This is a genomic window from Azospirillum sp. TSO35-2, assembly GCF_003116095.1.
Classification (GTDB): domain Bacteria; phylum Pseudomonadota; class Alphaproteobacteria; order Azospirillales; family Azospirillaceae; genus Azospirillum.
In genome coordinates this window covers 1,400,832-1,423,590 of record NZ_LGRA01000021.1, presented here as the reverse complement: position 1 = coordinate 1,423,590, position 22,759 = coordinate 1,400,832, and the positions used below count along the sequence as shown (strand labels likewise).

The 22,759-nt window shown below is 68.8% G+C and carries 16 protein-coding genes; 6 read left to right on the top strand and 10 right to left on the bottom strand.

Annotated elements, in window-relative coordinates; genetic code table 11:
- Positions 1 to 8 precede the first annotated feature (8 nt).
- Entirely contained in the window at positions 9 to 1,736 is a 1,728-nt protein-coding gene (locus TSO352_RS22575) for a glycosyltransferase family 39 protein (RefSeq protein ID WP_146210782.1), read from the bottom strand.
- A 342-nt stretch (positions 1,737 to 2,078) separates the two neighbouring features.
- Here TSO352_RS22575 and TSO352_RS22570 point away from each other — a divergent pair, with 342 nt between their 5' ends.
- The 3 genes from TSO352_RS22570 (at position 2,079) to TSO352_RS22560 (ending at position 6,076) form a co-directional block, all read left to right on the top strand.
- Positions 2,079 to 3,770 carry a methyl-accepting chemotaxis protein gene (locus TSO352_RS22570; RefSeq protein ID WP_247872318.1) on the top strand — a complete coding sequence of 564 codons (1,692 nt, stop codon included), beginning with the start codon at positions 2,079 to 2,081 and terminating at the stop codon, positions 3,768 to 3,770.
- 196 nt (positions 3,771 to 3,966) lie between these two features.
- On the top strand, positions 3,967 to 4,371 hold the full coding sequence (locus TSO352_RS22565; protein ID WP_109109445.1) for a MerR family DNA-binding transcriptional regulator: 405 nt from the start codon (positions 3,967 to 3,969) through the stop codon (positions 4,369 to 4,371).
- A gap of 79 nt (positions 4,372 to 4,450) precedes the next feature.
- The gene (locus tag TSO352_RS22560; RefSeq protein ID WP_109109444.1) at positions 4,451 to 6,076 is read left to right on the top strand and encodes a 3-(methylthio)propionyl-CoA ligase; all 1,626 of its coding nucleotides are present in this window, start codon (positions 4,451 to 4,453) and stop codon (positions 6,074 to 6,076) included.
- 108 nt (positions 6,077 to 6,184) lie between these two features.
- Here TSO352_RS22560 and glpK read toward each other — a convergent pair whose 3' ends face one another.
- The 9 genes from glpK to TSO352_RS22515 all read right to left on the bottom strand — a co-directional run bounded on the left by glpK (position 6,185) and on the right by TSO352_RS22515 (position 18,168).
- Positions 6,185 to 7,678 carry a glycerol kinase GlpK gene (glpK, locus tag TSO352_RS22555; RefSeq protein ID WP_109109443.1) on the bottom strand — a complete coding sequence of 498 codons (1,494 nt, stop codon included), beginning with the start codon at positions 7,676 to 7,678 and terminating at the stop codon, positions 6,185 to 6,187.
- Positions 7,679 to 7,951: 273 nt separating this feature from the next.
- The gene (locus TSO352_RS22550; protein WP_247872317.1) at positions 7,952 to 9,727 is read right to left on the bottom strand and encodes an ABC transporter substrate-binding protein; all 1,776 of its coding nucleotides are present in this window, start codon (positions 9,725 to 9,727) and stop codon (positions 7,952 to 7,954) included.
- Between the two features lie 135 nt (positions 9,728 to 9,862).
- Positions 9,863 to 10,141, bottom strand: coding sequence for a DUF2160 domain-containing protein (locus tag TSO352_RS22545; protein WP_199231695.1), 279 nt, complete (start codon positions 10,139 to 10,141; stop codon positions 9,863 to 9,865).
- 13 nt (positions 10,142 to 10,154) lie between these two features.
- Positions 10,155 to 10,907, bottom strand: coding sequence for a carbohydrate ABC transporter permease (locus TSO352_RS22540; RefSeq protein ID WP_247872520.1), 753 nt, complete (start codon positions 10,905 to 10,907; stop codon positions 10,155 to 10,157).
- Positions 10,908 to 11,038: 131 nt separating this feature from the next.
- Positions 11,039 to 11,914 (bottom strand): sugar ABC transporter permease, encoded by an 876-nt coding sequence (locus TSO352_RS22535; RefSeq protein WP_109109441.1) that lies wholly within the window; start codon positions 11,912 to 11,914, stop codon positions 11,039 to 11,041.
- Positions 11,915 to 11,926: 12 nt separating this feature from the next.
- Entirely contained in the window at positions 11,927 to 13,015 is a 1,089-nt protein-coding gene (locus TSO352_RS22530) for an ABC transporter ATP-binding protein (RefSeq protein ID WP_109109440.1), read from the bottom strand.
- 13 nt (positions 13,016 to 13,028) lie between these two features.
- On the bottom strand, positions 13,029 to 14,132 hold the full coding sequence (locus TSO352_RS22525; protein ID WP_109109439.1) for an ABC transporter ATP-binding protein: 1,104 nt from the start codon (positions 14,130 to 14,132) through the stop codon (positions 13,029 to 13,031).
- Entirely contained in the window at positions 14,129 to 15,781 is a 1,653-nt protein-coding gene (gene glpD, locus TSO352_RS22520) for a glycerol-3-phosphate dehydrogenase (protein WP_109109438.1), read from the bottom strand. The genes TSO352_RS22525 and glpD overlap by 4 nt, the downstream gene beginning before the upstream one ends.
- Positions 15,782 to 15,987: 206 nt before the next feature.
- A complete protein-coding gene (locus TSO352_RS22515) occupies positions 15,988 to 18,168 on the bottom strand; it encodes a methyl-accepting chemotaxis protein (RefSeq protein WP_109109437.1) in 2,181 nt (726 codons plus the stop codon).
- 338 nt (positions 18,169 to 18,506) lie between these two features.
- On the opposite strand from TSO352_RS22515, the gene TSO352_RS22510 reads away from it, so the two are divergent.
- The 3 genes from TSO352_RS22510 (at position 18,507) to uvrC (ending at position 22,673) form a co-directional block, all read left to right on the top strand.
- On the top strand, positions 18,507 to 19,322 hold the full coding sequence (locus tag TSO352_RS22510) for a DeoR family transcriptional regulator (RefSeq protein WP_109109436.1): 816 nt from the start codon (positions 18,507 to 18,509) through the stop codon (positions 19,320 to 19,322).
- 265 nt (positions 19,323 to 19,587) lie between these two features.
- Positions 19,588 to 20,643 carry a GMP reductase gene (locus tag TSO352_RS22505; protein WP_109109435.1) on the top strand — a complete coding sequence of 352 codons (1,056 nt, stop codon included), beginning with the start codon at positions 19,588 to 19,590 and terminating at the stop codon, positions 20,641 to 20,643.
- Between the two features lie 125 nt (positions 20,644 to 20,768).
- On the top strand, positions 20,769 to 22,673 hold the full coding sequence (gene uvrC / locus TSO352_RS22500; RefSeq protein WP_109109434.1) for an excinuclease ABC subunit UvrC: 1,905 nt from the start codon (positions 20,769 to 20,771) through the stop codon (positions 22,671 to 22,673).
- The last annotated feature ends 86 nt before the right edge of the window (positions 22,674 to 22,759 follow it).

Sequence of the window (22,759 nt, the reverse complement as noted above, 5' to 3'; positions counted from 1 at the left end):
GGCGGACGCTACGGCCTCAGGATGCGGCCGTGGGTGCGCAGCCGCGCCATCTCGATGGTTTCGCCCGGCGCCTCGGGCTTGCGCAGATCCCTGACCACCGCCAACAGGGCGCCGTCGCGCTCCACCTCGACCACCGCGGGGCCGGGCATCAGCGCGTCGCAATTCTCCTGCGTCGGCGCGATGAAGAAGTCGGCGTGGTTCCAGTCGCTGACCCGGCGCATGTTGGGCGGCGCCACCTTTTCGAAGGACAACGGCTCGGCGCAGACGGCGACGCTGTAGGTCTTGTGATGGTGGGTGCGCGCCTCCTCCTCGGCGATGACCTGGGACAGGTCCTCCACCGCTTCGGGCAGGCTGTTGGCCCAGTAATCGACGTCGTAGTTCCGCGCCGCCCCGGCGACGCCGCCGACCAGCTCGTTGAAATAGACGTATTCGTCGGGGTGCAGCGACTCCAGCACCATCGCCTCGCGCGTCATCACCAGCGCCAGCGCCGCACCGACCACCGGGGCGAGCGACAGGCCGCGACCGCTGCGCTGCGACGCCCCCAGCCTCCAGGCATCGGCGCCGACCAGCAGCCGGTCCAGCCCGATGCCGCCGAGCACCGCCAGCGGCGGCAGCACGAACAGGAAATGGCGGATCGCGGTGTAGCCCGGCGCGTGGGTGACGGCGAACCAGACGACCGGGAACAGCGCCGCCAGCGCCACCAGACCATGGCCGACGAGCCGGTCCGCACCGTGCCCGTCCGGTCGGTCGCGGCGGAACGCCGTCGGCAGAGCCAGCAGCCCGAGGGCCGCGGCGGCCAGCATCACCAGCGGCAGCTTGATCGCCAGATACCAGGCGAGATAACCGCGCGGCACCTCGTACATCCAATACTCGGCACCGCCCAGCGTGGTGCGGATCGGGTAATGGAAGTGCGAGAAGTCGGCCAGCGCCCGCAGCGGGTTCAGCGGCTCCAGCACCGCCCAGGGCCAGAACAGCGCCATCACGCCATAGGCGACCGGCAGCGCCGGCAGAAGCCGCAGCGCGACGCCGCCGGCCCGCCGCAGCCGCCCGGCCATCGTCCCGGCGCCACGGTCGACCAGCGCCCACGCCGCCAGCGCCGCCGCCGTATAGCCGACGGCCAGCAGCCCGCCGACCCGGATGCCGAGCGCCAGCCCGACGACCAACCCCAGTCCCAGCACGCTGCCCAGGCGCGGCCGCGGCATCTGCCCGACCAGCCGGACCAGCAGCGCCACCGCCGCCATCATCAGCACGGCGAAGGGCACGTCCTTGGTGTGGTTGAACATGCCGCCGTACCACGGGCCGCACAGCGCCAGCAGCAGCCCGGCGAGCAGCCCCGCCCGCGGCCCAGCCAGCCGGCGCCCCATCCACCAGACCACCGCCACGCCCGCCACGCCGATCAGGCCGCAGAGCAGGTGCCGCGTCTCGTAGGGGTCGAACGGCAGCAGCGGCGCCAACGCCACCGCCGCCATGTCGAACAGCCCGCCATAGAGGTACAGGTTCTTGTAGGTGAAGGCCGAATCGTCGGTGAAGCCGGTGCGGTACCAGTCGATCAGCTTGGCGCCATAGACGTGCTGGACCTCCTCGTCGTTGGAGATGCCGTAATGCCGGAAGGTCAGGGCGACCAGCGCCAGCAGCACCAGCAGGCCGAGAGCGGCCGCGCCATCCCACGCGGTGCAGCGGGGGCGGCGACCCGGACGCCCAGAATCCCGGCGCGCAGCGCGGCTGTTCCCCCTCACGACCAACCGTCCGCTCCCCGACGTTCTTCTCCAGCCTGCAGGAAGCACCGGCGGTGCCCAGCTGTCATGTGAAATCGCTGCAATGCGGCAAACGGCCCGGATAGACCGAAATTCATAAGGGAAAAACCTAATTGAATGTAATGCAGATCACAGAATCCGGTCTCCAGACGCGATGAAGCCTATTCGGCTCAATTGCGCCGAATATTCGTCGTGTCGCGATCCCGGTATATTGGGTTGGTTCCTGCGACAACATGGCACGGCATCTTTGACAGGATCCGGCAAACGTTCCACGCCATAATACCCACCACAGAAATGCGGGCTTCGACGGCCCCAAGGTGGTGCATGATGATTGGCAACTCGCTCTCGATACGTGCGAAACTGCTGACCCTGGTCGCAACGGCAAGCCTCGCCTGCCTGGCGATCGCCGGCGCAGGACTTTATCTCAGCTACAACCGGATGTATCAGGACCGGGTCGACTCCCTGCGGTACATGGTGGAGGCCGGGCACAGCATGGCCGCCCATTTCGAAGGCGAGGTCGCCGCCGGCCGACTCAGCCGCGACGAGGCCCAGGCCCGGTTCAAGGACGCCTTCCTCGCCATCCGCTACAGCGGGGATGAGTATCTGTTCGCCCACACCTACGATTCGATCGGCTTCGCCCACGCCAACCCGAAGCTGATGGGCAACGACGTGTCGGGCATCAAGGACGCCAAGGGCGTGCCGGTCATCCCCGCGCTGATCACCCTGATCAAGGCCAAGGGCGAGGGCACCTACGCCTATGACTGGCCGCGCACCGCCGGCAGCGCCGAAACCGCGGTGAAGCTGGCCTACGTCAAGGGCTTCGAGCCCTGGCGGATCCTGATCGGCACCGGCGTCTTCATCGATGATCTCTGGGCGGCGTTCCTGTCGCAGCTCTGGACCCTGGTCGGCGTCATCGCGGGCCTCGCGCTGCCGGCCATCGTGCTGCTGACCCTGGTCGGGCACAACATCAGCGCCACCGTCCGCTCGCTGGCCGGGCGCATGCGGGCGATGGCCGCTGGCGACCTGACCGTCACCTTCCCCGAGACCAGCCGCGGCGACGAGCTGGGCGACATGAGCCGCGCCACCCAGGTGTTCAAGGAGAACGCCCAGGCCAAGCTCCGGCTGGAGGCCGAGCAGGCCGAACTGGCCCGCCTTGCGGAGGAGGACAAGCACAAGGCCATCGCCCAGCTCGCCGACCGTTTCGAACAGGCGGTGGGCGGCGTCATCCACGCGGTGGTGGAGGAAACCGCGGGCATGGAAACCCGTGCCAACGCGGTGACCCGCGCCGCCGACCAGACCGGCCAACTGGCCAGCGACGTCGCCGCGACGACCGAGCAGACCTCCGCCAACGTCCAGACCGTCGCCGCCGCGACCGAGGAATTGACCAGCTCGATCGGCGAGATCAGCCGTCAGGTCGGCCAGTCGTCGCAGATCGCCCGCCAGGCGGTCGACATCGCCGAACGGGCCAACGGCAAGGTCGGTGGTCTGGCCCACGCGGTGGAGCGGATCGGTGCCGTCGTCGAGCTGATCAACTCCATCGCCTCGCAGACCAACCTGCTGGCGCTGAACGCCACCATCGAGGCGGCGCGCGCCGGGGACGCCGGCAAGGGCTTCGCCGTGGTGGCGAGCGAGGTGAAGGCGCTGGCCACCCAGACCGCCAAGGCGACCGAGGACATCGCCGTCCAGGTCGCCGACATCCAGTCGATGACCGGCGAGGCGGTGGGCGAACTCCAGCAGGTCGTCCGCGTCATCGGCCACATCAACGAGGTCGCGACCTCCATCGCGTCCGCCGTCGAGGAACAGGGCGCCGCCACCCGCGAGATCAGCCGGAACGTCCAGCAGGCCGCCCAGGGCACGCAGACCGTCGCCGACAGCATCGACAGCGTCAACCAGTCCGCCAGCCAGAGCGGCAAGGTCGCCTACGAGGTCCTGGCCTCCGTGCGCCAACTGTCCAGCCACGCCGACGCGCTCGGCCACGAGGTCGACCGCTTCCTGGAACAGGTGCGCGCCGGCTGACCGGATCGGACGACCGGGGGACCGCCGTCATCCGGGGCCGGAGGATGGCGGGAGCGATGGCGGTCCCCACCCGGTGCGTTCGACGCCCCGGGGCGAGCCACGCGGCGGGTGTGCCGCGGCATAAAGCCCGCTTTAGCTCATTGACGTTGACTTCCCCCTGCCGCCGTGGCGAAATCGCTGCCGCGGGGGATTGTCCATGTCCGAACGGAACCGGGTCTACGGCGTGAGCGAACTGGCGGCGGAGTTCGACCTGACCGCGCAGGCGCTGCGCTTTTACGAGGAAAAGGGACTGCTGACCCCGCAGCGGGCCGGGGGGCGGCGGGTGTTCACCTACCGCGACCGGGCGCGGCTGGTGCTGATCCTGAAATTCCGGCGCGTCGGCTTCTCGCTCGACCAGATCGCCGAGTATCTCGCGCATTACCGCTCCGGTCGGCCGAGCGCCGGACAGTACCGCGACGGCTTGCGGAAGATCCGCGCCCGTCTGGCCGACCTGGAGCGGATGCAGGACGAGATCGCCGAGATCATCGGCGAACTGAAGGTGATGGAGGCCGACGCCGAACAGCGCCTTGCCGCCTGCGACACGCGGGCCGCCGCCGAATGACGACCCGTCCCCACCGTCTCGAACACACGACCTCAAACACAAAACGTCAAGCACAAGGCAAAGAACCGGGAGTGAAACGATGCTGCGCGGAATGATGATGAACGAGCCGCTGCTGGTGACGTCGGTCCTGCGTCACGCGGCGCTGTACCACGCCGACACCGAGATCGTGTCGCGCACCACCGAGGGGCCGATCCACCGCTACACCTACGCCGAGGCGTGGGCGCGGTCGCAGCGGCTGGCCAACGCGCTGGCGGCGCTGGGGCTGCAGCCCGGCGACCGGGTCGGCACGCTGGCCTGGAACGGCTATCGCCATCTGGAATGCTATTACGGCATCGGCGGGTCGGGCATGGTCTGCCACACCATCAACCCGCGGCTGTTCCCCGAGCAGATCGCCTACATCGTCAACCACGCCGAAGACCGCGTGCTGTTCACCGACCTGACCTTCATTCCGCTGCTGGAGGGCATCGCCCACGAGCTGCCCGGGCTGAAGGCCATCGTCGTGATGACCGACGCCGCCACCATGCCGCAGTCCAGCCTGCCCAACCTGCTGTGCTACGAGGACCTGCTGGCCGAACAGCCCGACCGTTTCGACTGGCCGCTGCTCGACGAGAACACCGCCTGCGGCATGTGCTACACCTCCGGCACCACGGGCAACCCGAAGGGTGTGCTGTACAGCCACCGCTCCTCCATCCTGCACGCGATGGCGGCCTGCCTGCCCGACGTCTTCGGCCTGTCGGCGTCGGACGTTGTGCTGCCGGTGGTGCCGATGTTCCACGTCAACGCCTGGGGCGTGCCCTACGCCGCGCCGATGGTCGGCGCCAAGCTGGTCTTCCCCGGCCCGAAGCTGGACGGCGCCAGCCTCTACGAGCTGTTCGAGGCGGAACGGGTGACCAACAGCGCCGGCGTGCCGACGGTGTGGCTCGCCCTGCTGAACTGGCTGGACGCCAACAAGAAGCGGCTGACCACCATGCGCCGCATCGCCATCGGCGGCTCCGCCTGTCCGCCGGTGATGATCCAGCGCTTCCAGGAGATGGGGGTCGAGGTGCTGCACGCCTGGGGCATGACGGAAACCAGCCCGCTCGGCCTCGCCAACATGCCGAAGGGCAAGCACAAGGGGCAGGACGCCGACGCCGCGCTGGCGCTGGCCGCCAAACAGGGACGGCCGATCTGCGGCGTGCAGTTCCGCGTGGTCGACGGGGGCGGCAACGACGTGCCGCGCGACGGCGTCAGCTTCGGCCGGCTGCTGGTCCGCGGCTCCACCGTGTGCAGCGGCTATTTCGGCATCGCCGACAGCCCGGCGCACGAGACGGTGCCGGGCTGGTTCGAAACCGGCGACGTGGTGACGATGGACGCCGACGGTTATGTCCAGATCGTCGACCGCACCAAGGATGTCATCAAGTCGGGCGGCGAGTGGATCAGCTCCATCGACCTGGAAAACATCGCTGTCGGCCACCCCGCGGTGCAGGAGGCCGCCGCCGTCGCCCTGCCCGACGAGAAATGGGGCGAGCGCCCGGTGCTGGTCGTCGTGCTGAAGCCCGGCGCCAGCCTGACGCGGGAAGAGCTGCTGGCGGTCTATGACGGCAAGGTGGCGAAATGGTGCATCCCCGACGACGTCCGCATCGTCGAGGCGCTGCCCCACACCGCCACCGGCAAGCTGCTGAAGAGCAAGATCCGCGAGATGCTGATCAGCCCGGCGTCGGCTTGACCACTGAAGAAAATGGGCCGGACGGCGTGCACCGTCCGGCCCAGTGTCCGCCGCCCGGGGGCGGAGGAGGACGCAACCCTTGGGAGGAGCGCGTAACGGAAAATCCGGCTACCGGTCCGACCGCACCCGCGAGACGGCGTCGCGCCAGCCGGTGTAGAGCCGGTCGCGCCGACCATCCTCCATCCGCGGGTCGAAGCGGCGTTCGCTGCGCCAGGCGTCGGACACCTGCTCCAGCCCATCGAACACCCCGACGCGCAGCGCGGCGAGGCAGGCGGCGCCCAGCGCGGTGGTTTCGATCACCTTCGGCCGCTCCACCGGCATCCCCAGCAGGTCGGCGAGGAACTGGCACAGCCAGTCGTTGGCGGCCATGCCACCGTCGACGCGCAGCGCGTTGATGGTGCCGCCCCAATCGCCGCTCATCGCCTCCATCAGGTCGCGGGTCTGGTAGGCGACGGCCTCCAGCGCGGCGCGGGCGATGTGGGCGGGGCCGACGTCCAGCGTCATGCCGAAGATTGCGGCGCGGGCGTCCGAGTCCCAATGCGGGGCGCCCAGCCCAACGAAGGCCGGGACGAAATAGACGCCGTGGCTGTCGGGCACGCGGGTCGCCATGTCGTCGGTCTGGCTGGCGTGGGTGATGACGCCCAGCCCGTCGCGCAGCCACTTGATCGCGGCGCCGGCGACGAAGATCGAGCCTTCCTGCGCGTAGGAGGTCACGCCGTCCAGCCGGTAGGCGATGGTGGTCAGCAGCCGGTTCTTCGACACCACCGGGGTGGTGCCGGTGTTGATCAGCGCGAAGCAGCCGGTGCCGTAGGTCGACTTCGCCATGCCCGGCGTCAGGCACGCCTGCCCGAAGGCCGCCGCCTGCTGGTCGCCCGCCACGCCGGCGATCGGGATCGGCCGGCCGAGCAGCTCGGGCTCCGTCGCGCCGAAATCGTCGGAACTGTCCAGCACCCGCGGCAGCATGGCGCGCGGCACCCGGAACAGCGCCAGCAGCTCGTCGTCCCAATCCTGGGCATGGATGTCGAACAGCATGGTGCGCGACGCGTTGGTCGCGTCGGTCGCGTGCACCCGTTTGCCGGTCAGGTGAAAGATCAGGAAGCTGTCGATGGTGCCGAAGCACAGCTCGCCGCGTTCGGCCCGGGCGCGGGCGCCCGGCACATGGTCGAGGATCCAGGCGATCTTGGTCGCCGAGAAATAGGCGTCGATCAGCAGTCCGGTGCGGGATCGCACCAGTTCGGCGTTCCCAGCCGCCACCAGATCGTGGCACAGCGCGGCGGTGCGGCGGTCCTGCCAGACGATGGCGCGGTGGATCGGCTCGCCGGTGGCGCGGTCCCACACCACGGTGGTTTCGCGCTGGTTGGTGATGCCGATGGCGGCGATCGACGCGGCGTCGACGCCCGCCTTCTCCACCGCCTCGCGCGCCACGGTGCGGATGTCGCGCAGGATGTCGGCGGGATCATGCTCGACCCAGCCGTCGCCGGGGTAATGCTGCGGGAATTCGCGGCGAGCCTCGACCAGCGGCGTCCCCCGGCCGTCGAACAGGATCGCCCGCGACGAGGTGGTGCCCTGGTCGATGGCGAGGATGTGGCCGGCCTTGCTCATGGATGCGTTCCCTCGTGAATTCGCGCTTTTCGTACCCTCTCCCGCCCCGGGAGAGGGAGGGACCCGCCGAAGGCGGGAGGGTGAGGGGTGGTCCAGACATGGATTTCGATCCTTGGATCACCCCTCACCCTTCCCAAGCTTCGCTCGGGTCCCTTCCCTCTCCCGGGGCGGGAGAGGGAAATAAAAACGGGGCGGCGCCAGTCTTTCGAATGAATGCCGCCCCGAGGTTCACCCCCGGCGCAACCAGGCGGGAGAACCGTCAAGCCATGCCCGTTACTGGGCGCGGCCTTCCTTCCAGGCCTTCAGCAGGTCGTCGTAGGCGATGGTCTGGCCCTTGGGCTTCTCGTTGTCCAGCTTGGCCTTCGGGGCGCCGGGGGCGGCGAACCACTCCTTCGGGTCCTTCTTCGGGTTCAGCTTGGGCGCGCAGTCGCCACCGATGTTGGCACGCTCCATGCGGGCCAACACCTGCTCCATCTGCTCGGCCAGATTGTCCATCGCCTGCTGCGAGGTGCGCTCGCCGGTGACCGCTTCGGCGATGTTCTGCCACCACAGCGGCGCCAGCTTCGGATAGTCCGGCACGTTGGTGCCGGTCGGCGTCCAGGCGACGCGGGCCGGGCTGCGGTAGAACTCGACCAGACCACCCAGCTTCGGGGCCACCTGGGTCATCGCGTCGGACTTGATGTCGCTTTCGCGGATCGGCGTCAGGCCAACCAGCGTCTTCTTCAGCGACGCGGTCTTCGACACGGTGAACTGGGCGTAGAGCCACGCGGCCTTGCGGCGTTCCAGCGGGGTCGACTTCAGCAGCGTCCACGAGCCGACGTCCTGGTAGCCGAGCTTCATGCCCTGCTCCCAATACGGGCCGTGCGGCGAGGGGGCCATGCGCCACTTCGGCGTGCCGTCGGCGTTGACCACCGGCAGGCCCGGCTTGGTCATGTCGGCGGTGAAGGCGGTGTACCAGAAGATCTGCTGGGCGACCGCGCCCTGGGCCGGCACCGGGCCGGCTTCGGAGAAGGTCATGCCGGCCGCTTCCGGCGGGGCGTACTTCTTCAGCCAGTCGATGTACTTGTTCAGCGAATAGACCGCCGCCGGACCGTTGGTGTCGCCGCCGCGGGCGACCGACGCGCCGGCCGGGCGGCAGCCCTCGACGCGGATGCCCCATTCGTCGACCGGCTTGCCGTTCGGCAGGCCCTTGTCGCCGGCGCCGGCCATCGACAACCACGCGTCGGTGAAGCGCCAGCCGAGCGACGGGTCCTTCTTGCCGTAGTCCATGTGGCCGTAGACACGGACGCCGTCGATTTCCTTCACGTCGTTGGTGAAGAACTCGGCGATGTCCTCGTAGGCCGACCAGTCGAGCGGGACGCCCAGGTCGTAGCCGTACTTGGCCTTGAACTTCTCCTTCAGGTCGGGGCGGGCGAACCAGTCGGCGCGGAACCAGTAGAGGTTGGCGAACTGCTGGTCGGGCAGCTGGTAGAGCTTGCCGTCCGGCGCGGTGGTGAAGCTGGTGCCGATGAAGTCCTTGACGTCCAGCGTCGGCAGCGTGACGTCCTTGCCCTCGCCGGTCATGAAGTCGGACAGCGGGATGGCGTGGCCGTAGCGGAAATGCGTGCCGATCAGGTCGCTGTCGTTGATGTAGGCGTCATAGACGTTGCGGCCCGACTGCATCTGGGTCTGCAACTTCTCGATGACGTCGCCTTCCTGGATCAGGTCGTGCTTCAGCTTGATGCCCGTGAGGTCGCTGAACAGCTTGGCGAGCGTCTTCGATTCGAACTCGTGCGTCGTCAGCGTTTCGGAGACGACGTTGATGTCCATGCCCTTGAAGGGCTCGGCCGCCTTCACGAACCACTCAAGCTCCTTCATCTGCTCGTCCTTGGAGAGCGTGGAGGGCTGGAGTTCGTCGATGATCTTCTTGGCGACGGCTTCCTGCTCCGGGGTCATCGCCGCCGAAGGGGCCGCCGACGCCATCGCCAGCAGCACGCCGATGCCACCGGCCATCACGGCCCCGGTCAGACGCCGCCGCAGAGTCGCCCGAAACACAGTGTTCTGAAGCATGGTTCCTCCCATTTGGATCGCTTTGATATCAGATTGACGCTGATTGTTGCTCTTGGGCGACCGAGGCCCCCCTGCTCGTCGTTCCCGGGATGGCGGAAACGACGGATCCCTTGAAAGACGTCCTGATCTTCCCCCTCAGCCGAAGCGGATCACGAAAGCGGTCCACACCAGCGAGACCGCCAGGGCCCCCCACAGCGACACGGTGGTCGCGGCGAGCCAGCCCAGATGGATGAAGGCGCTGCCCAGCAGGCCGATGAACAGACGGTCGCCGCGGGTGGTGCGCATCGGCAGGAAGCCCTTGGCCTCCGCAGTCGGCGACACGACCTCCCACACCGTCATGCCGGCCAGCATGATGGCGATGCCGATGAAGAAGAGCGCGGTCGGCGTGGTCCACGCCATCCATTGCAAATCCATGACGGCGATCTCCTCAGACCCGGCCGAGGGCAAAGCCCTTGGCGATGTAGTTGCGGACGAACCAGATCACGAGCGCCCCCGGCAGGATGGTCAGCACGCCGGCGGCGGCCAGCAGGCCCCAGTCCATGCCCGACGCGCTGACCGTGCGGGTCATGGTCGCGGCGATCGGCTTGGCGTCGACCGAGGTCAGGGTGCGGGCCAGCAGCAGTTCGACCCAGCTGAACATGAAGCAGAAGAAGGCGGTGACACCGATCCCGGCGCGGATCATCGGCATGAAGACCGTGGTGAAGAAGCGCGGGAAGCTGTAGCCGTCGATGTAGGCCATCTCGTCGATCTCGCGCGGCACGCCCGACATGAAGCCTTCCAGGATCCACACCGCCAGCGGCACGTTGAACAGGCAGTGGGCCAGCGCCACCGCGATGTGCGTGTCGAACAGCCCGACCGTCTGGTAGAGCTGGAAGAAGGGCAGCAGGAACACCGCCGGCGGCGCCATCTTGTTGGTCAGCAGCCAGAAGAAGACGTGCTTGTCGCCGATGAAGCGGTAGCGCGAGAAGGCGTAGGCGGCGGGCAGCGCCGCCGTCAGCGAGATGATGGTGTTCAGCGTCACATAGTAGATCGAGTTGATGTAGCCGCTGTACCAGCTCGGGTCGGTGAAGATGATGACGTAGTTGCGCAGCGTCGGGGCGTGCGGGTAGAGCGTCAGGCCCGACAGGATCTCCTCGTTCGTCTTGAAGGACATGTTGACCATCCAGTAGATGGGCAGCATGAGGAAGACGATGTAGCCGATGAGGATGACGGTCTTGCCCGACACCCGCGACGACGAGCGGCGGATGTTGGCCGGCGAGGCGAGGGCGCCCGGCGCCAGGGCGTGGGCGGCAGAGGCGGTGGCGGCCTTGCTCATTTCTTCTCTCCCTCGCCGGTCTTGGTGATGATCGTGTAGAAGACGAAGCTGAACAGCAGCACGATCAGGAAGTAGATGATCGAGAAGGCCGCGGCCCGGCCGATGTCGAACTGCCCCACCGCCATCTGCGTCAGATACTGGCTGAGGAAGGTGGTGGAGTTGCCGGGGCCGCCGCCGGTCAGCACGAACGGCTCGGTGTAGATCATGAAGCTGTCCATGAAGCGCAGCAGCACCGCGATGATCAGGACGCCGCGCATCTTCGGCAGCTGGATGTAGCGGAACACCGCCCATTTCGACGCGCCGTCGATCTTCGCCGCCTGATAGAAGGCCGGCGGGATCGACTGCAGGCCGGCGTAGCACAGCAGCGCCACCAGGCTGGTCCAATGCCAGACGTCCATCACCAGCACGGTCATCCAGGCGTGGGCCGAATTGTTCGTGTAGTTATAATCGATGCCGATGGCGCGGAAGGTGGCGCCCAGCAGGCCGATGTCGCCGCGGCCGAAGATCTGCCAGATGGTGCCGACCACGTTGAACGGGATCAGCAGCGGCAGCGCCAGCAGCACCAGCGTCAGCGAGGTCCGGGCGCTGCGCCCGCCCGGCATGCCGAGCGCGATCAGGATGCCGAAGGGAATCTCGATGGCCAGCACCGCCAGCGAATAGATGATCTGGCGGACCAGCGCGTCGTGCAGCCGGTCGTCGGCCAGCACGCTCTCGAACCATTCGGTGCCGACAAAGAAGGTCTGGCCGGGGCCGAAGATCTCCTGCACCGAGTAGTTGACCACCGTCATCAGCGGCAGGACGGCGCTGAAGGCGACGATCAGGAAGACGGGAATGATCAGGAACCATGCCCGGTTGTCCTGGACTTTATCCATGGCGACGGCTCCTCAATTCACCAGATGGCTGTCGCGGTAGAGCTTGGTCCACCGGGTCGGGAAACGGATGGCGGCGTCGAGCGCCGGGATCTCCTGGTCCTCCGACAGCCGGGCCTTCAGCGTGTGGTTGCCCATGCGCAGGGTCGCCAGCTTCGACGTGCCGAGATCGTCGACGCCGACCACCTGCACCGGGATGGCGCCGCTGGTTCCGGTCCGGGTCAGCTCGACGAATTCCGGGCGGATGCCCAGCTCGAAGCGGCCGCCGACCGTCGGCACGGCCCCGCCCACGCCGCGCTCCGGCAGCGGAATGGCGATGCCCTCGACCAGCGCGTGATCGCTGCCCAGCGTGCAGGGCATCAGGTTGATGCCGGGGCTGCCGATGAAGTAGCCGACGAAGGTGTGCTGCGGGTTCTCGAACAGCTCCTGCGGGGTGCCGAGCTGGACCATGGCGCCCTCGTACATCACCGCGACCTTGTCGGCGAAGGTCAGCGCCTCCACCTGGTCGTGGGTCACGTAGATCATGGTCAGGCGGTATTCCTCGTGGATCTGGCGCAGCTTGCGGCGCAGGATCCATTTGGTGTGCGGGTCGATGACGGTCAGCGGCTCGTCGAACAGGATGGCCGCCACGTCCGACCGCACCAGCCCGCGGCCCATCGAGATCTTCTGCTTGGCGTCCGGCGTCAGCCGCTGGGCGCGCTTCTTCAGGTCGGCGGTCAGGTCCAGCGCCTCGGCGACCTGGCGGACGCGGCGGTCGACGTCCGCCGCCGGGACCTTGCGGTTGCGCAGCGGGAAGGCGAGATTCTCGTACACCGTCATGGTGTCGTAGATCACCGGGAACTGGAACACCTGGGCGATGTTGCGCTCTTCCGGCGTGCAGCGGGTGACGTCCAGCCCGTCGAACAGCACCCGGCCCTCGCTGGGCACCAGCAGGCCGGAGATGATGTTCAGCAGCGTGGACTTGCCGCAGCCGGACGGCCCCAGCAGCGCGTAGGCCTTGCCGTCCTCCCACTCCTGCGACAGACGGCGGAGCGCGTAGTCGTCCGGTTTGCTCGGGTGCGGGTGGTAGGAATGGCCGAGATTGTCGAATTGGATGGTCGCCATCGCTCCCCTCCCCTTACGCGATGTTGCGCAGCGCGCCGCGCCGCCAGTTGGGTGCCGCCACCAGTTGCCCGGCGGTGGAGAAGACGAAGATGCGGTCGGGATCGGCGTAGACCTGGATCTCGCTGCCGAACGGGTGGCTGTGCACCCCCTCCTCCCGCGCGATCAGCGTGCTGTCGCCGTGGCGCAGATGGACGAAGGTCTCCGACCCGCTGATCTCCGACAGCTCGACCCGGCCCTTGATCGGCACCAGCCGTTCGGACCGGCGCAGCACCGTCAGGTTGTTGGCGCGGATGCCGACGCGGCAGGGGCCGGCCGGCAGGTTGCGGTCGTGCGCCGACAGCGGCAGGCTGGTGCCGTCGGTCAGCGCGACCCGGTCGTTGGTCAGGATCGCGTCCACCACGTTCATCGGCGGGTCGCTGAACACCGCGGCGCACTCCAGCGAGGCCGGGGCGTGGAACACCGCGCCGGTCGGGCCGGTCTGCAGCATCCGCCCCTCGTGCAGCACGGTGACGTTGCCGCCGAGGATCAGCGCCTCCTGCGGTTCGGTGGTGGCGTAGACCACGGTGGTCTTGCCATCGGCGAAGATGTCGCGCAGTTCGGCGCGCAGCTCCTCGCGCAGCTTGTAGTCGAGGTTGACCAGCGGCTCGTCGAGCAGCAGCAGGCCGGCGCCCTTGACCAGCGCGCGGGCGATGGCGCAACGCTGCTGCTGGCCGCCCGACAGCTCCGCCGGCAGGCGTTGCAGGAAGGGGTCGATGCGCAGCATGGCGGCGGTGCGCCGCACCTTGGCGTCGATCTCCGCCTTGTCCTTGCCCTGGCGGCGCAGCGGCGAGGCGATGTTCTCGTAGACGGTCATCGCCGGGTAGTTGATGAACTGCTGGTAGACCATCGCCACGTCGCGGTGACGGACCGAGGCGCCGGTGACGTCCTTGCCGTTTTCCAGCACCCGGCCGGAGGTCGGCGCGTCGAGCCCGGCCATCAGCCGCATCAGCGTCGTCTTGCCGGCCAGCGTGCGGCCGAGCAGCACGTTGAAACTGCCGGGTTGCAGCTCCAGCGACAGCGGGTCGAGATGCTGGTCGGCGCCGACGCGCTTCGCGACGTTTTCAAGTGTGAGTGTCACCGGATCCCTCCCATCGACCGCAGGTCGGGGACGGCGCCCATCGCCTGGGCGCCCGCCGCCTGAACGGTCGTCGCAACGCGGCGGCGGTCGAACCAGTCGCCGATGGCTTCCCGGATCGTCGCGTCCAGGTGCAGCCCGAGTTTGGAGCGCCGCCACAGGAAGTCGTCGCCGCTGCGGGCGAACTCCTCCTGCGCCGCATAGTCGAGTTCGACCTCGTGCACGCCGCCGCCGAAGTCGTGGCCGAGATCGGCGAGGCTCGTCGCGTCCCCCAGCAGCCGGTCGACCCGGGTGCCATAGGCGCGCGCCAGCCGCAGCGCCAGCGCGTCCGGCAGCCAGGGCCGGGCCCGGCGCAGCCCGGCCAGGAAGGCGGTGAAATCGGCGCCGGCGATGTCGCCGCCGGGCAGCGCCACCGCGGCGGTCCAGCTGGCGCCGCCCCTTCCCAGCGCGCGGCCCAGCTTGTCGGTCGCCTCCTCCGCCAGACGGCGGAAGGTGGTGATCTTGCCGCCGAAGATCGACAGCATCGGCGCCTCGCCGGCCGGATCGTCGAGTTCCAGCACATAGTCGCGGGTGACGGCCGAGGCGTTGCCGCTGGCGTCGTCGAACAGCGGCCGGACGCCGCTGTAGGTCCACACCACGTCGCTTTCGCGCACCGGCTTGGCGAAGTAGCGCGACACCGCCCGGCACAGGTAGGTGATCTCGTCCGCGCTGATCGCCACCGCGCCGGGATCGCCCGAATAATCGAGGTCGGTGGTGCCGATCAGGGTAAAATCGCGCTCGTACGGAATGGCGAAGACGATGCGGCGGTCGTCGTTCTGGAAGATGTAGGCGTGGTCGCCCTCGAACATCTTCGGCACGACGATGTGGCTGCCCTTGACCAGACGCACCGATTTGTCGACGGTGACGCCGGTGCGCTTGGCGATCATCTCGCGCACCCAGGGACCGGCGGCGTTCACCAGCGCGCGGGCCCGCACGGTGCGCGTCGCCCCGCTGTCGACGTCGACCAGGGTCGCTTCCCACAGCCCGTCACGACGGACCGCCCGGTCGCAGCGGGTGCGGGTCAGCACCTCCGCCCCGCGGTCGCGGGCGTCCATCGCGTTCAGCACGACCAGCCGGCTGTCCTCGACCCAGCAATCCGAATATTCGAAGGCCTTGGTGAAGCCGCCGGCCAGCGGCCGGCCGGCCGGCGCGGTCGTCAGATCGACCCCGTGCGACCCCGGCAGCAGCGTGCGTTTTCCCAAATGATCGTAAAGGAACAACCCGATGCGCACCATCCAGGCCGGGCGCATGCTGCTGTCGTGCGGCAGGATGAAGCGCAGCGGCCAGATGATGTGCGGCGCGGCGCGCAACAGCACCTCGCGCTCCTGCAGCGCCTCGCGGACAAGGCGGAATTCGTAATATTCGAGATAGCGCAGACCGCCATGGATCAGCTTGGTGCTGGCCGACGAGGTGGCGCCCGCAAGGTCGCCCTGTTCGCACAGCACCACCGACATCCCGCGCCCAACCGCGTCGCGGGCGATGCCTGCGCCGTTCACGCCGCCGCCGACGATCAGCAGATCGGTCACCGGCAAACCGGTCGCCGGCCGCTCGGTCGCGGGCAGGCCGACCGTTCCGGCCTGGGCGTCCGTTCCTGCGGGGCTCGCGTTTGTCATCGTTCCTCTCCGTACCGCGCCGGTTCCTTGCGAACCCGGCCGCTTTCGTTTCGGAACATACGATGTTCGTTAGCGCGTGAAAAGGAAAATGTTTGTTCAGCGGACCATATTTTGAGGCTACGCTCGATTCGGCCCGTTGCCTACCGCAAATTCGCCATACGCCCGCCCGGCGGACCCGCGCCTGTCGAGCACCGGTCCGCGGCCGCTCAGGCCGTTCGAATCCGCCCGAGAAGACGGTCGATGTCCTCGGTCAGGCTTTCGGACCGTTGCGAAAGCGCGCGGGTGGCGTCGACCACCTGGACGGCGGCGCTGCCGGTCTGGTTCACCGCGTCGCCGACCGACATCACCGTTTCGGAGATGCTGCGCACCGCGTCGGAGGCGTGGTTGATGCTGCGCGCGATCTCGTCGGTCGCCGCCGACTGCTCCTCCACCGCGGCGGCGACCATGGCGGTGATCTCGTCGATGCGGCCGATGGTGCGGCCGATGACGTCGATCGCCGACACCGCCCCTTGCGTGGTGCTGCGCACCGCCGACACCTGCTGCGCGATCTCCTCGGTCGCCTTGGCGGTCTGGCCGGCAAGGCTGCGCACCTCCTCCGCCACCACGGCGAATCCCTTGCCGGCGTCGCCGGCGCGGGCGGCCTCGATGGTGGCGTTCAGCGCCAGCAGGTTGGTCTGGCCGGCAATCGCGTTGATCATGCCGACCACGTCGCCGATCTTCTGCGCCGCCGCCGCCAGTTCGACCATCAGCGCGTTGGTGTGGCGCGCCTCGTCCACCGCGTCGCGGGCGATCTGGCTGGAATCGCCGACCCGCCGGGTGATTTCGCCGATCGAGGCGGAGAGCTGGCTGGCGGTGGAGGCGACGGTCTGCACGTTGACGGCGGTGTCGGCGACCGCGGAGCGGACATCGGTCATGCGGCGGCAGGTCTGCTCGGCGGTGGCCGACATCCCCTCCGACGCCGTGCGCATGTCGGCCGAGGCGGTGGCGATGTGGCGCGAGGCCTCCTTGACGCTGGCCTCGATGCTGGTGGTGATCGACTCGATGGTGCGCGACCGCTCGGCGTCGGCCGCCCGCTTCATCGCCTCCTGCTCCCCGTGCAGGCGGGCGATCTCGGCGCTCTTGGAGCGGAAGACCGCCAGGGTCGCCGCCATCTCGGCGATCTCGTCGCGGCCGCCGACCGCGGGGTCGACCGAAAGATCGCCGGCGGCGACCGCGCCCATGGCGTCGATCACCCGCTTCAGGCGCCGGGTCAGCCGGTTGCGCACGTAGAACCAGGCGATCAGCGCGGTGGAGAGCAGCACGACGGCGCTGGTGACGCTCTGGACCACCACGGCGCCGGCGATCGCGGATTCGGTCCGCACCACGTCGGCGTCGGTCCGTTCCTGCTGGTGCGCCACCATGGCGTCGATGGTCCGGTTCAGTTCAGCGGCGAGCGTCACCGTCTCCGCCAGCGCGGCCCCGATGTCGGCAACGATCCGCTCCTGATCGTCGCGCATCCGGAAGACGCTGCCGGCGCCGCTGCCGAAGGCGGCCAAGCCGTCGCGCGCCTTGACCAGCGCCGGCCGGTCGGGGCTGTCCTTGGGATAGGCGCCGATGGCGTTGTCGACGCGCAGCAGCGCCCAATTGTACTTCGACCGGATGCTGTTGAGCGTCGCCCCGTTCGGCACGCTCGACGCCGCGGCGATCATGCCGAAGGCGAGGTTGCCGTTCGCCTGCACGTTCATCAGCTGGGTGATGACCGGCAGTTCCTCCTGCGCCAGCCGGCGGCCCAGCCCGGTCGCCGCGTCGACGGCGTTCGCCGCCGCAAGATCGGCCACCACATTGCCGACCGACAGGGTGGAGACCTCCAGCAGCGGCGCCACCAGCTCGGTAAAGTCCTCGTGCGCCATCACGGCGTCGCTGATCAGGGCGTTCAGCCGCTCCTCGACGGTCAGCCGCTCGGCCGTCCGCTTGCCGAGCGTGTCCAGCGCGGCGCCCATGCGCTCCGCCAGGGCGGCGACCGCCTCCACATCGCTGGACACCCCGCCGGCCTCGCCGCGCATCCCGGCGATGCGGTCGCGCAGCGCCGCCAGCCGCTGGGTCAGGCCGCCTACCTTTTCGTTCAGCGCCGCCGTGTCCTGCGCCGCCGCCACCCCCGGCGCGTCGGCGGCGATCGCCGTGCTGTCCTTGGCGAGGCTGAGCGAGCGGACGATGGCCGGCACGCTGCTGCGGCCGATCTGGTCCATCGACCGGCCGGTGTCGCTCAACGACCACCACGCCATCGCGCTGGCGAAGGCCGCCAGCACCGCCACGCCGCCGAACGCCAGGAACAACCGCCCCTGGATGCCGAGGCGGGCCCGGCCGCGCCGCCGGGTCTGCCCGTCTTCGCTCAGCGCCGCAATGGTCATAGTCCTCTCCTATAGGTTATGCTGCCGGCGGCAGGGCGTGTTCTTCGCCTTTGAACGCATGGTCGACGCGGCGCCGAAACGCGCGAAATGTCTGGGAGCCCTGATCCGGGCGGGGGCCGATCACGACCCGATCAGCCGATTCCACTCATAGCATGCGCGTTCATTTTCGTAAAGAAACATGCTTGTGTTGCGAACAATTCCTGGCGTACCGTGCGGTATGGGCGGGCCGCCGCGGCACTGAACCGCATCCGCGACGTCCGGCCCGACGATTTTCGCTTTGACCCATTCCGCGCATCTGATTCACTAGCCTCCCCTTTCCCGCCGGAGACATCAGCCTTATGGACGTGCGCCCGGACGCCGAACGCCGCCAGCAGGAGATCGTGGCCCTGGTCCACGCCAAGGGCATGGTGCAGATCCAGTGGCTGGCCGAGCATTTCGACGTCACGCCGCAGACCATCCGCCGCGACATCGAGCATCTGGCCGGCCAGTCCGCCGTCCGCCGCTTCCGCGGTGGCGTCACCGTGCCGTCGAGCGTGGAGAACATCGCCTATTCCACCCGCCAGACCCTGATGGCGGAGGAAAAGCGCCGCATCGCCGAGATGGTCGCCCGCCATGTCCCGGAGGACGCCTCGCTGTTCCTCAACATCGGCACGACGACGGAGGCGGTGGCCCAGGCGCTGCTCGGCCACAAGCGGCTGCGGGTGCTGACCAACAACCTGAACGTCGCCACCGTCCTGCACAAGAACACCAACTTCGCCCTGTCGATCGCCGGCGGGCTGGTGCGCGAGCGCGACGGCGGCATCGTCGGCGAGGCGACGGTGGAGTTCATCCGCCGCTACAAGGTCGACATCGGCATCATCGGCATCAGCGGCATCGATTCCGAAGGCGACCTGCTGGATTATGACGAGCAGGAGGTCCGCGTCGCCCGCGCCATCATCGACAGCTCGCGCCGGGTCTTCCTGGTCACCGACCACACCAAGTTCGGCCGCAACGCCATGATCCGCATGGCCGACGTCAGCGTGCTCGACGCGCTGTTCACCGACCGCCTGCCGCCGCCAGAACTGATGGAGGTGCTGAACAACGCCGACTGCCAGGTCCACGTCGCCGACGGCAGCGACACCGCCGCCCCGGACGAGAACGGCTTCGACGAGTAGGGCACCGTCTCATACCGGCACGCCAAAGACTTGACGTGCCGTATTGCGTTCAAACGCCACGCAGGCTTTACCGCGCCCACGGGGGCGCGCCGCCGCCGTCGCGGCGGCCGGCGAGCACTCGAACCGTCGGTTCAAGCGCCCGCCGGTATCAGTTCACGCTTGCCCAAGCCCGCGCCTGCTCCCACTCTCCTGAATTCGGGCCTCCCGTCCGGGGGGCATGCCGATCAACAGACGGGACCCGATCGACAGACGGGGCGGGTGTGCGGTGATCATCGAAAGCGACCTCAAGCTCGACTTCAAGGACGTGCTGATCCGGCCGAAGCGCAGCACGTTGCAGAGCCGCAACGACGTGGACGTCAACCGGACCTTCACCTTCCTGCACACCAAGCGCGACTGGACGGGCTTCCCGCTGATCGCCGCCAACATGGACGTCACCGGCAGCATGGGCATGGCCCGCGCGCTGTCGCGCTTCGGCGCGATGACCGCGCTGCACAAGCACTACAAGGCCGACGAGCTGATCGCCTTCTTCCAGGCGGAGGACGAGTCCGCCACCCTGTCCAACGTCTTCTACTCGATGGGCATCGCCGACGCCGACCATGACAAGTTCCAGGCGGTGAAGGCCAAGGCGCCAGTGGGCAAGGTGTGCCTGGACGTCGCCAACGGCTACACCGAACGCTTCGTCGAGGTGATCGTCCGCATGCGCACGGAGAACCCCGACCTCGTGATCATGGCCGGCAACGTCGTCACCGGCGACATGACGGAGGCGCTGCTGCTCGCCGGGGCCGACATCGTCAAGGTCGGGATCGGGCCGGGGTCGGTCTGCACCACCCGCAAGATGACCGGCGTCGGCTATCCCCAGCTCTCCGCCATCATCGAATGCGCCGACGCGGCGCACGGGCTGAAGGGGCAGGTCTGCGCCGACGGCGGCTGCACCGTGCCGGGCGACATCTCCAAGGCCTACGGCGCCGGCGCCGACTTTGTCATGCTGGGCGGCATGTTGGCCGGCCACGACGAGTGCGAGGGCGACATCCGCTACGAGGAGCGCGACGGCAACCGGGTGCCGGTCGCCATGACCTTCTACGGCATGTCGTCGGACACCGCGATGCACAAATACGCCGGCGGCGTCGCCGCCTACCGCGCCTCGGAAGGCAAGACGGTGGATATCCCCTACCGCGGCCCGGTGGAGGGCACGATGCAGGAGATCATGGGCGGCGTGCGCAGCATGATGACCTACATCGGCGCCACCCGGCTGAAGGAGGTGCCGAAACGCACCACCTTCGTCCGCGTCGGCGCCCAGCTGAACACGGTGTTCGGCGGCTGACGGGGCCCGCTGGACGCATGGCTGATTTCCGTGCGGTGCCCCGTCCGATTCTTGTCTCTTGGACCCGTTCCGTTCTACTGCTTGGGTGAGCGGCGAATCGGGGTGCCAGGAGCAAGAGCGGTTTCATGGACGGGGTGCCGAAGGACGGGGTGCCGAAAGACGGCGCGGGGGTGATCCGCGCCCAGTTGCCGACCTTGCCGGACACGCCCGGCGTCTACCGGATGCTGGCGGCCGACGGGTCGGTCCTCTATGTCGGCAAGGCGAAGAACCTGAAACGCCGGGTGGCCAGCTACACCCGGACCGACGGGCTGCCCAACCGCACCCGGCGCATGGTGGCGCTGACCCGCGCCATGGAGTTCGTCACCACCCACACCGAGGCCGAGGCGCTGCTGCTGGAAGCGAACCTGATCCGCAGCCTGCTGCCGCCCTTCAACATCCTGGTCAAGGACGACCGCTCCTTCTCCTACATCGTCATCGGCAAGGGGCACGACTTTCCCCGCCTGATGCAGCACCGCGGCGCCGCCGGGCGGAAGGGCGGCAAGGGCGAGGCGGCCAAGGGCAACCGCCGCGATTCCGACCTGTTCGGCCCCTACGCCTCGCCGCATCTGGTCGGCATGACCATCGCCGCGCTGCAACGCGCCTTCCTGCTGCGGACCTGCGACGACGGGGTGTTCGCCTCGCGCACCCGGCCGTGCCTGCAGCACCAGATCAAGCGCTGCTCCGCCCCCTGCGTCGGCCGCGTCGACGAGGAGGAGTATGCCGCCCAGGTCCAGGGCGTGCGCGACGTGCTGTCGGGCCGCAGCGCCGAGGTGCAGGCGGTGTTCGCCCGCCACATGACCGACAGCTCCGACCGGCTGGAGTATGAGGACGCCGCCCGCTGGCGCGACCGCATCCGCGCGCTGACCGCCCTGCAAAGCCGGCAGGACATCAACCTGGAGGGCGTGCTCGCCGACGCCGACGTGCTGGCCCTGCACCGCGAAGGCGGGGTGGCCTGCGTCCAGGCCTTCTTCTTCCGCGGCGGCCGCAACCAGGGCACCCGCGCCTTCTTCCCGCGCGTCGATGCCGAGGAGGAACCGGGCGACATCCTGGCCGCCTTCGCCGCCCAGCTCTACGCCGACACCCCGGCGCCGGCCCTGCTGCTGCTCAGCCACCCGGTGGCGGCGCCCGAGTTGCTGGCCGACGCGCTCAGCCTGCAGGCCGGCCGGCGCGTCGCCGTGGAATGCCCCAGCCGCGGGCCGAAGCGGCGCACCATCGACCACGCGCTGACCAACGCCCGCGACGCGCTGGGACGGCGTCTGGCCGAACGCTCGACCCAGGCGACGTTGCTGGAGGGGGTGGCGCGCGTCTTCGCCCTGCCCGCCCCGCCACGGCGCATCGAGATCTACGACACCTCGCACATCCAGGGAGCCTTCCCGGTCGGCGCCATGGTGGTGGCCGGGCCGGAGGGGTTCCAGCGCAACGCCTACCGCCGCTTCCACATCCGCGATCCGGAGGCGGCCGGCGACGATTACGCCATGCTGCGCGAGACCTTCACCCGCCGCTTCCACCGGGCGCGGACCGACGACCCCGACCGCAGCGCCGGGCTGTGGCCCGACCTGATCCTGATCGACGGCGGGCAAGGGCAGTTGAACACGGTGCGCGACGAGCTGGCGATGCTGCGGATCACCGACATCCCGCTGGTCGCCATCGCCAAGGGCCCCGACCGCAACGCCGGGCGCGAGCGCCTCTTCCGTCCCGGCCAGCCGCCGCTCAGCCTCGCCCCCAACGACCCGGTGCTGCATTTCCTGCAACGGCTGCGCGACGAGGCCCACCGCTGCGCCATCGACGGCCACCGCGCCCGCCGGATGAAGGCGATGTCGCACAGCCGGATCGACGGCATCCCCGGCATCGGCCCGGCCCGCAAGAAGGCGCTGCTCCACCATTTCGGCAGCGCCACCGCGGTGGCCTCGGCCGGCCTGAAGGACCTGGAAGCGACCCCCGGCATCAGCAACGCCATCGCCCAGAAGCTCTACGATTACTTTCACGGGTGAAAATAACCCCACAGGTCGCGACATCTTTGAACAGCGCCGACCCCTTCCATCCGTCTCGGCGGAAGAGGCGATAAAAAAACACGCGG

Coding starts and splice junctions, on each gene's coding strand:
- glpD (WP_109109438.1), bottom strand. CDS start 15,781: ATGACAAACGCGAGCCCCGCAGGAACGGACGCCCAGGCCGGAACGGTC.
- TSO352_RS22515 (WP_109109437.1), bottom strand. CDS start 18,168: ATGACCATTGCGGCGCTGAGCGAAGACGGGCAGACCCGGCGGCGCGGC.
- TSO352_RS22535 (WP_109109441.1), bottom strand. CDS start 11,914: ATGGATAAAGTCCAGGACAACCGGGCATGGTTCCTGATCATTCCCGTC.
- glpK (WP_109109443.1), bottom strand. CDS start 7,678: ATGAGCAAGGCCGGCCACATCCTCGCCATCGACCAGGGCACCACCTCG.
- TSO352_RS22565 (WP_109109445.1), top strand. CDS start 3,967: ATGTCCGAACGGAACCGGGTCTACGGCGTGAGCGAACTGGCGGCGGAG.
- TSO352_RS22530 (WP_109109440.1), bottom strand. CDS start 13,015: ATGGCGACCATCCAATTCGACAATCTCGGCCATTCCTACCACCCGCAC.
- TSO352_RS22570 (WP_247872318.1), top strand. CDS start 2,079: ATGATGATTGGCAACTCGCTCTCGATACGTGCGAAACTGCTGACCCTG.
- TSO352_RS22560 (WP_109109444.1), top strand. CDS start 4,451: ATGCTGCGCGGAATGATGATGAACGAGCCGCTGCTGGTGACGTCGGTC.
- TSO352_RS22545 (WP_199231695.1), bottom strand. CDS start 10,141: ATGGATTTGCAATGGATGGCGTGGACCACGCCGACCGCGCTCTTCTTC.
- TSO352_RS22510 (WP_109109436.1), top strand. CDS start 18,507: ATGGACGTGCGCCCGGACGCCGAACGCCGCCAGCAGGAGATCGTGGCC.
- TSO352_RS22550 (WP_247872317.1), bottom strand. CDS start 9,727: ATGCTTCAGAACACTGTGTTTCGGGCGACTCTGCGGCGGCGTCTGACC.
- uvrC (WP_109109434.1), top strand. CDS start 20,769: ATGGACGGGGTGCCGAAGGACGGGGTGCCGAAAGACGGCGCGGGGGTG.
- TSO352_RS22540 (WP_247872520.1), bottom strand. CDS start 10,907: ATGCTGCCCATCTACTGGATGGTCAACATGTCCTTCAAGACGAACGAG.